This is a genomic window from Pontimicrobium sp. MEBiC01747, from assembly GCF_053601635.1.
On record NZ_JBSHNS010000501.1, the window covers coordinates 1 to 4,754 of the forward strand.

Sequence of the window (4,754 nt, forward strand, 5' to 3'; positions counted from 1 at the left end):
GGATTATCTGCATCAGTTGGTTTTAGGGTTTTTGTGCCTTTGTTTGTTCTTAGTCTAGTAGCATATACAGGATTGTGGGAGTTAAATGACTCTTGGGAATGGATAGGAAGCCTATCGGCATTAATAGTTTTAGGAGTAGCAACATTAGTAGAAATATTTGCATATTATATTCCTTATGTAGATAATGCTTTAGATACTATAGCAATACCATTAGCAGCAATAGCAGGTACAGCAGTAATGGTGTCCACAGTAGCAGATTTAAGCCCCGTAGTAACATGGGCGTTGGCCATTATAGCCGGCGGTGGGACTGCAGCTGCAGTAGCGGGGTCTTCTGGAGCAACACGATTAGTCTCTACAGCTACAACTGGTGGCGTAGGAAACCCTATAGTGTCTACTGTAGAAACTACTACATCTGTATTCATGTCTGTAGTTTCAGTGTTTTTACCATATGTAGCACTTGTTCTGGTACTAATACTATTATATATTATTTTTAGGGTTTATAAAAAGTTTAAACTAAGGAAAACTTAAAAATAGGTTTAAAAACCATATTTTTGAAAAATAAATGTTTCAATAATAAATGAAAATAATTGCAATGATTCCGGCACGATATAGTGCCTCTCGTTTTCCAGGTAAATTAATGCAAGATTTAGGGGGGAAACCAGTTATAACAAGAACTTACGAAGCAACAGTTGCCACGCAATTATTTGATGATGTAGTTGTAGTAACAGACAGCGATATTATTTATAATGAAATATCTAGTATTGGAGGCCATATTGTAATGAGTAAAAAAGAACATGAATGTGGTAGCGATCGTATAGCTGAAGCTGTTGAGTTTATGGATGTAGATATTGTTGTAAATGTACAAGGCGATGAACCATTTACAGAAGTCGATTCTCTAAAAAAATTAATTAACGTATTTAAAAACGATAAAGAAAACACAGTAGATTTAGCCTCTTTAATGGTAAATATTACAGACTGGGATGAAATAGAAAACCCAAATACAGTAAAGGTTATTGTAGATAAAGAAGCTTTTGCATTGTATTTTTCAAGAAGCCCAATACCATTTCCAAGAGACAAAACTGTAGCAGCAAAATATTATAAACACAAAGGGGTTTACGCCTTTAGAAAAGACGCTTTGATGGATTTTTACCGTTTACCTATGTTAACACTGGAAGCTTCAGAAAAAATAGAATGTATTCGTTATTTAGAGTATGGTAAACGTATTAAAATGGTAGAAACAAATGTACAAGGAGTAGAGATAGATACACCTGAAGATTTAGAACGTGCTAAAAAACTATGGAAGTAAATTGAACACAACTTACTCACATATAAAAGTAATAGGCTTTGATGCAGACGATACGCTTTGGGTAAACGAAACGTATTTTCGCGATGCCGAACATGAGTTTGCAAAACTATTGCAACACTATGAAACACCTAATAGAATAGAGCAAGAGTTGTTTAAGATGGAAATAAAAAACCTACCTACCTATGGATATGGCGTTAAAGGTTTTGTTCTATCTATGGTAGAAATGGCTTTAGAACTATCTAATAATAATGTTTCTAACACGACCATAAATAAGATTCTTGAATTAGGTAAAGAAATGCTTAACAAACCCGTAGAGTTATTAGATGGTGTTGAAGAAGTGTTGCAAAAACTATCAAAAAAATACAAATTAATAGTTGCAACAAAAGGAGATTTGTTAGATCAAGAACGTAAATTAGAAAAATCGGGGTTACTAGATTATTTTCATCACATAGAAGTGCTGAGCGATAAAAAAGAAGCAAATTATTCTAAATTATTAAATCATTTAGACATTAAGCCCTCAGAGTTTTTAATGATAGGTAATTCATTAAAATCAGATATTTTACCTTTAATAAATATTAAAGCAAATGCTGTGCATGTTCCTTTTCATACCACTTGGGCTCATGAAGAGATTGAAGTAAATGAAACGATAAATAAGGATTATAAAACAATTGGTAATTTATTAGAGTTATTACCACTTTTAGATTAAAAAAAACTATATTTTTACATTATAAATAGTTAGATGAGTTATAAAAATTTTCCAATGGTGTCCAGAGTAGTCTTTGGACGAGGTAGTTTTAATCAATTAGGAGAAATATTAGCCCCTAAACGATTAAATACCAAAGCCCCATTTATATTTTTTGTTGATGATGTATTTAAAGGAAACGCCTGGTTAACCTCAAGAATTCCTTTGTCTTACGATGATAAATTATACTATGTATCTGCTAAGGAAGAACCAAAAACATCACAAATAGATGATTTAGTTGAAGATATTATTTTAAATTATAAAGAACGCCCTTCTGGAATTATAGGTATAGGTGGAGGAAGCGTTTTAGATATTGCAAAAGCAGTATCTATTATGCTAACTAATAAAGGACAATCTAAAGACTATCAAGGTTGGGATTTAGTTAAAAACCCAGCAATTTATCATGTTGGAATACCAACCATATCTGGTACAGGTGCAGAAGTCTCTAGAACGACTATACTTACAGGGCCAGACAGGAAGTTAGGCATTAATAGCGATTATACACCTTTCGATCAAGTCGTACTAGATCCCGAGTTAACTAAAGATATACCCAAAGAACAATGGTTTTATACAGGTATGGATTGTTATGTACACTGCATAGAATCTTTAAACGGAACCTATTTAAATGCATTTAGTAAATCGTATGGAGAAAAAGCATACTCGTTATGTAAAGAAGTTTTTGTTGATGGCAATTTAACAGAAGAAGAATCTCAAGATAAATTAATGATGGCAAGTTGGCATGGAGGTATGAGTATAGCTTACTCTCAAGTAGGTGTAGCACATGCTATGAGTTATGGTTTATCTTATTTATTAGGAACTAAACACGGTATTGGAAACTGTATCGTTTTCGATCATTTAGAAGACTATTACCCAGAAGGAGTTGCCTTGTTTAAAGAAATGAAAACAAAGCATAATATAAACTTACCACAAGGAATTTGCGCAGAATTATCAGACAAGGAGTTTGATATTATGATAGATGTAGCTTTAAGTTTAGAGCCGTTATGGGAAAATGCTATAGGTAAACAATGGAAAAAATCCATTACTCGAGAGACTTTAAGAGCGCTCTACGAAAAAATGTAATATGCGTTGGCTAATTAAACTTATATATTTTAAGATTTTAGGCTGGAAAGTTGTAGGTAATACAACAATGTCTAAAGATACTATTAAAAAAGCAGTTATAATTGCAGCACCACATACCAGCTGGCATGATTTTTACATAGGTATATTTCTTAGAAAAGTAGTAGGCGTTAAAGCTAATTTTGTTGGTAAAAAAGAACTCTTTACTTTTCCTTTTGGTTATTTTTTTAGAGCAATGGGAGGTGCCGCATTAGATAGAACTTCTGGGCAAAATAAAGTGCAGGCAATAGCTAAATTATTTAATGGGCGGGAAGAGTTTAGGTTAGCTTTAGCACCAGAAGGTACAAGAAAAAAAGTGAAAGAATGGAAAACAGGATTCTATTACATAGCCAAAGAAGCCAATGTACCTATTATAATGTTTACTTTAGATTTTGCTAAAAAACAAAATAAAGTTTCAGAACCATTTTACCCTACAGACAACATAGAGGAGGACTTTAAATTCATGAAAAATTTCTATAAAGACGTTGTGGGAAAAATACCGCGTTATTCCTAAATATTTAATTTTCAGCGAGTTTTGTCTTTCGTAAATAGTGTATTCTTTGTAAAAGAACTTAATTATTGAGAATACTTTATTTTTTTATCAAAAAGTAGTTTGGTATTATTAAAAATAATATTATTTTGGCACAAATATTGAAAGATATATTTGTGTAGTGCTATAAAGAATGAAACATAAAGTAAACTTACAAAGTCCCTAAAAAGAAACATTCCCTACTACAAACACAAAAGCTACTTCAGTTTATATTGAAGTAGCTTTTTTTATATAGGCTATCCATACTAATAAGATAGGAATTGTTATATTTTTTGTCTTATAAAATCATCCTCTTTTTGTTGTTCAACAGGAGCCTCTTCTTGCTTACCAGGAAAAACTAAAGACGTGCTTGAGTAAGTTGAGCCAAAAGTTACATTGGCAAAATACACTTGTTCTATAGCATTTGCAACTTGCTCTTTTGTTAACTCTTTTAATGGGTGAATAAAAACGGACCAAAGCACATTGTCTGAAATAGCATATTTAGCATCTAATACAGTATGAAAATTAGCAAGAAGAGCATTGTTTTTTAAGTCTTCAGTTAATTTAGAAGCTTCTACTATTGGCGAAATAATACGCATCCTATTATGGTTAGTATCAGTTAAGCAAATAAAAGACACATGTTCTATATTAAATTGCCATCGCCCTTTAGAGCCATGTACTGTATCGCTTACTTTATTAAAAAGTTCTTCTAATATATCATTATTCATATTTTGTGAAAACGCTACACTAGAAAATAAAAATAAGAGTAAAACTGAAATTTTTTTCAAAATGAAAGTATTTAAGGTTTACCTATATGTCGCAATAGTTTATAAAACATAACAATAATAAGTATTATGCTTTATGTTTTATTAGTAGTTTTATACTCTAGCTAGTCGCATTTGTCGTTTAACTATAATAAAAGCTAAAACAGATAATAACCCAAAAAATGAAAAACCAATAAACAGAGGTAATACAGAAGTTTCTACAAAACTTCCAATATAATTTGCTATAGGCACAGCCATTACTGTAGAGATAAAGCCATTAATTGCAGAGCCAATACC

At 31.7% G+C, this 4,754-nt stretch carries 6 protein-coding genes and 1 pseudogene; 5 read left to right on the top strand and 2 right to left on the bottom strand.

Annotated elements, in window-relative coordinates; genetic code table 11:
* The 5 genes from ACVC2P_RS16425 to ACVC2P_RS16445 form a co-directional block, all read left to right on the top strand.
* Positions 1 to 528 (top strand): DUF4126 domain-containing protein (locus ACVC2P_RS16425; protein WP_452599540.1); only part of this gene is annotated, 528 nt, incomplete at its 5' end.
* Between the two features lie 49 nt (positions 529 to 577).
* Complete coding sequence (gene kdsB / locus ACVC2P_RS16430) at positions 578 to 1,306, top strand: 3-deoxy-manno-octulosonate cytidylyltransferase (RefSeq protein WP_452599541.1); 729 nt, start codon at positions 578 to 580, stop codon at positions 1,304 to 1,306.
* 1 nt (position 1,307) lies between these two features.
* Positions 1,308 to 2,012, top strand: a complete 705-nt coding sequence (locus tag ACVC2P_RS16435; RefSeq protein WP_452599542.1) for an HAD family hydrolase — start codon at positions 1,308 to 1,310, stop codon at positions 2,010 to 2,012.
* Positions 2,013 to 2,045: 33 nt separating this feature from the next.
* Positions 2,046 to 3,128 (top strand): iron-containing alcohol dehydrogenase family protein, encoded by a 1,083-nt coding sequence (locus ACVC2P_RS16440; RefSeq protein WP_452599543.1) that lies wholly within the window; start codon positions 2,046 to 2,048, stop codon positions 3,126 to 3,128.
* Position 3,129: 1 nt separating this feature from the next.
* The gene (locus ACVC2P_RS16445) at positions 3,130 to 3,678 is read left to right on the top strand and encodes a 1-acyl-sn-glycerol-3-phosphate acyltransferase (protein ID WP_452599544.1); all 549 of its coding nucleotides are present in this window, start codon (positions 3,130 to 3,132) and stop codon (positions 3,676 to 3,678) included.
* A gap of 299 nt (positions 3,679 to 3,977) precedes the next feature.
* On the opposite strand, the gene ACVC2P_RS16450 is transcribed toward ACVC2P_RS16445, so the two are convergent.
* Entirely contained in the window at positions 3,978 to 4,481 is a 504-nt protein-coding gene (locus ACVC2P_RS16450; RefSeq protein ID WP_452599545.1) for a hypothetical protein, read from the bottom strand.
* Between the two features lie 90 nt (positions 4,482 to 4,571).
* Positions 4,572 to 4,754: pseudogene (locus ACVC2P_RS16455) on the bottom strand (Bcr/CflA family drug resistance efflux transporter); the annotation flags it as partial.

Coding starts and splice junctions, on each gene's coding strand:
- ACVC2P_RS16440 (WP_452599543.1), top strand. CDS start 2,046: ATGAGTTATAAAAATTTTCCAATGGTGTCCAGAGTAGTCTTTGGACGA.
- kdsB (WP_452599541.1), top strand. CDS start 578: ATGAAAATAATTGCAATGATTCCGGCACGATATAGTGCCTCTCGTTTT.
- ACVC2P_RS16445 (WP_452599544.1), top strand. CDS start 3,130: ATGCGTTGGCTAATTAAACTTATATATTTTAAGATTTTAGGCTGGAAA.